Raw genomic sequence first — 3,327 nt, 5'->3', positions numbered from 1 at the left:
GCGTCGAATTCGTCGGCGATGGCGGGGAAGTCGTGACCGTGATGTGCCCGCAGGACAGTGCGGGCTCCTTGAATCGGCTCAATGCGGTCGCGAAGGCAAAGGATATGCTCAGAATAGCGCTGGACGCAGACGAAGCGCTTCAGTCTGTAAGCGGTGCGAAGGCCTCCACGCGCGGAGCTTTGCCGACTGCACGTCGGGCCCACGACCAGAATGTGATGGAAGAGCAACTCGATGAGGGGCTCGAAGACACATTTCCGGCGAGCGACCCGGTATCGATCGCCACTTCGACGATTGCAAAAGGCCACTCCCGCCGCTGAGGGGCCAACGACAATCCCGCCGTCCTCGAGAAGACGGCGAGTGCGCTTTCGCGCCCTCGTTCGAAAACGTGCCTCCGCCCAGTTTCGGCCATTTCGGCGGACTATCGGCAAAATTGTCGGGCGCTTGGACGTGAGTCGGTTGTCTCAATCGACATCGCGCGCATACGTTTCGACGAAAGACTTGCTATAGTGTTTTGATTTATCGATATTTTCCCTTGGATCGGCTCGGTTCGGGGGCTTGGAGTATGTGTGGAGAGTAGACGTATGGCCGTCCGGCAACTCACCTTCGCAGTCGGCGACATTCATGGTTGCCTCGACCAGTTGCGCGTGCTTTTGCGCGAGATTGAAGCCTATGCGCCGGCGGGCAGGGTGATCTTTCTCGGCGACCTGATCGACCGAGGGCCGGAAAGCCGCGGTGTCGTCGAGTTGGTCATGGCCGGCCCGTCCAAGCCCGGTTGGACCTGGCTGACCCTCAAGGGAAACCATGAGGAGATGCTATGGGGCGCCAGCAGCGGCGAGACCGATGTTGATTGGTGGCTGATGAACGGCGGCCAAGAGACGCTGGTCTCCTACAACGGCGTCGTTCCCGGGCGGCATCTGAAGTGGATCAAGGAACTGCCGACGATCCTGGTCGAACGATACCGCATTTTCGTGCATGCGGGTATCGACGAGACGCTGCCGCTGGAGCAGCAAGGCGACGAGATCTTCCTGTGGATCAGGCGGCCCGACGACTATTCCGGCGAATATTGGGGAAAGCATCTCTGCCATGGGCACACGCCCAGCCTGGCCAATCCGCGCACCGTCGGCAACCGCACCAACGTCGATTCCGGTGCCGTCTTCGGCGGGGTGCTCTCCTGTGCCGTCTTCGATGACGATCAGCCGGGCGGCCCGATCGACTTCCTCATGACAACGCAAATCCAGGCTGCAAGCTGAGCGACATCGCTGGCGCACGCGGCGCAAATGTCATTGTGCGCCAGGCCATCCGGTAGTAGGTGTCCCTTCTCCATAGGGCGATGTCTGCTGCCGCCCGTTTCACCATCTCAGGGGATTGCCTTGGACGCCGCGCCTTCATCCGTGTTCACGAAGAATTTTGCTGCCCTGCTGTTCGATATGGACGGCACCTTGCTGAACTCCATGGCCGTCGTCGAGCGCGTCTGGGGCGCCTGGGCGGTGCGCAACGGGATCGATCCGGTCGAGTTCATAAAGACCGTTCACGGTGTGCGCGCTGTCGATACGATCCGCAATCTCGAACTGGCCGATGTCGACCCGGAAAAGGAAGCCCATGATCTGGCGCTCGCAGAGATCGCCGATGTCGAGGGCATCGTCGAAATTCCGGGTGCCGTTGCCTTCCTGAATTCGCTGCCGGCGGAGAAATGGGCGATCGTCACGTCGGCGCCGCTCGATCTGGCGGTGCGCCGCCTTGCCGCTGCCGGCATCCCGACACCGCAGCTGATGATTACGGGTGAAGATGTTTCTGCTGGCAAACCCGATCCGCAAGGGTATCGGATGGCGGCCGAGCGTCTGGGCGTGCGCCCGGAGGATTGCCTGGTCTTCGAAGACGCGCCCGCCGGCATTTTGGCCGGCATTGCGGCCGGCGCCGACGTGGTCGTCGTCACCGGCGCCCATGAGGCTGCAGAAGGTACTCCGCACCTGACGCTTGCCCGCTACCATGACATCGAGGTCGAACTCGCAAGCGACGGCATGCTGTCGCTGCGTCAGGCGCTATGAACGCTAGACGAGCCGAAGGTCGTTGCTGACCTTCGGCTCTGCTCAATCCGGATCAGGCGTTGAGCCAGCACTTCGTCAGCGCGTGGCCGCCCATCAGTTCGCCGTTCGGATCATCGACCCAGCCGCCGACCTTGTCGCTGGTCGCGTCGATGTAGTTGTTGAACATCGGCACGATGACGCCGCCTTCGTCGCGCAGCATCACGGCGGCCTGGCGATAAAGCGCCTTGCGCTTGGTCGTGTCGAGTTCGCCGCGCGCGGTAAAGATGAGCTTGTCGAAGTCTTCGCGCTGGAAGCGCGTGTCGTTCCATTCGGCCTTTGACAGGTAGGCGATGGAATAGACCTGATCCTGCGTCGGCCGCCCGGTCCAGTAGGACATGCTGAAGGGCTGCTTGTTCCAGACGTCCGACCAGTAGCCGTCGCCCGGTTCGCGCTTCAGGTCGATGGTGATCCCGCACTTGGCGGCGCTCATCTGGAAGAGCTGTGCCGCGTCGACCGCGCCGGGGAAAGCGACATCGGATGTCCGCAGCAGCACTGCGCCGCTGTGGCCGGACTTCTTGTAGTGGAACTTCGCCTTTTCCGGATCGAATACCCGCTGTTCAATGTCGTTGTCGAAGAGCGGGTAGCCCTTGATCATCGGCGTGTCGTTGCCGACGGTACCGTAGCCGGCGAGCACTTTGGCGACCATCTCTTCGCGGTCGACGGCGTATTTCAGCGCCAGCCGCAGGTCATTGTTGTCGAAGGGCGCCGTGTTGCAGTGGGCGATGAAGACATAGTGGCCCTTGCCCGGCACGTTGCGGATGACGACGCCTGGCAGGCGCTTGATCAGCGCCACGACCTTGGGCTCGATGCGGTTGATCATGTGGATCTGGCCGCTCTGGAGTGCTGCAGTCCGCGCGGTCGAATCGTTGATCACGGCGATTTCGATCTGGTCGGCATGGCCGCGCTCGGCAGAGCCCCAGTAGCCCTCGTGGCGCTCGGCAATGTGTTTGACGCCCGGCTCGTTGGAAACGACCTTGTAGGGGCCGGTGCCGATGCCCGCGGTCGGGTCGTCCTTGCCGCCGTTCGGCTGGATCATCAGGTGGTAGTCGCTGACGACATAGGGCAGGTCGGCGTTCGGTGACCGCAGCGTGATGACCACGCTGTCGCCGTCGGCCTTGATCGTTTCGAATTCCTGGACGAAGGGCAGGGCGGCCGACTTGGAATCGGCGTCGCCATGACGTTCAAGCGTTGCCACCACGTCGGCCGGGGTCAGTTCCTTGCCGTTGTGAAAGGTGACGTCCTT

The 3,327-nt window shown here is 62.2% G+C and carries 4 protein-coding genes; 3 read left to right on the top strand and 1 reads right to left on the bottom strand.

The window, feature by feature from the left end:
• From I8N66_RS14740 to I8N66_RS14730, 3 genes are all read left to right on the top strand, one after another.
• Positions 1 to 317 (top strand): hypothetical protein (locus tag I8N66_RS14740; RefSeq protein WP_291154748.1); only part of this gene is annotated, 317 nt, incomplete at its 5' end.
• 264 nt (positions 318 to 581) lie between these two features.
• The gene (locus I8N66_RS14735) at positions 582 to 1,250 is read left to right on the top strand and encodes a metallophosphoesterase family protein (RefSeq protein WP_291154746.1); all 669 of its coding nucleotides are present in this window, start codon (positions 582 to 584) and stop codon (positions 1,248 to 1,250) included.
• Between the two features lie 120 nt (positions 1,251 to 1,370).
• Positions 1,371 to 2,045 carry an HAD family hydrolase gene (locus I8N66_RS14730; RefSeq protein ID WP_113535114.1) on the top strand — a complete coding sequence of 225 codons (675 nt, stop codon included), beginning with the start codon at positions 1,371 to 1,373 and terminating at the stop codon, positions 2,043 to 2,045.
• Between the two features lie 52 nt (positions 2,046 to 2,097).
• Here the strand turns inward: I8N66_RS14730 and I8N66_RS14725 are convergent.
• On the bottom strand, positions 2,098 to 3,327 hold a 1,230-nt coding region (locus tag I8N66_RS14725; RefSeq protein WP_291154744.1), incomplete at its 5' end, for an ABC transporter substrate-binding protein.

The organism is Ensifer sp. SSB1, from assembly GCF_016652895.1.
In the GTDB taxonomy this organism is placed as follows: domain Bacteria; phylum Pseudomonadota; class Alphaproteobacteria; order Rhizobiales; family Rhizobiaceae; genus Ensifer.
This window is presented reverse-complemented; position numbering and strand designations above follow the sequence as displayed.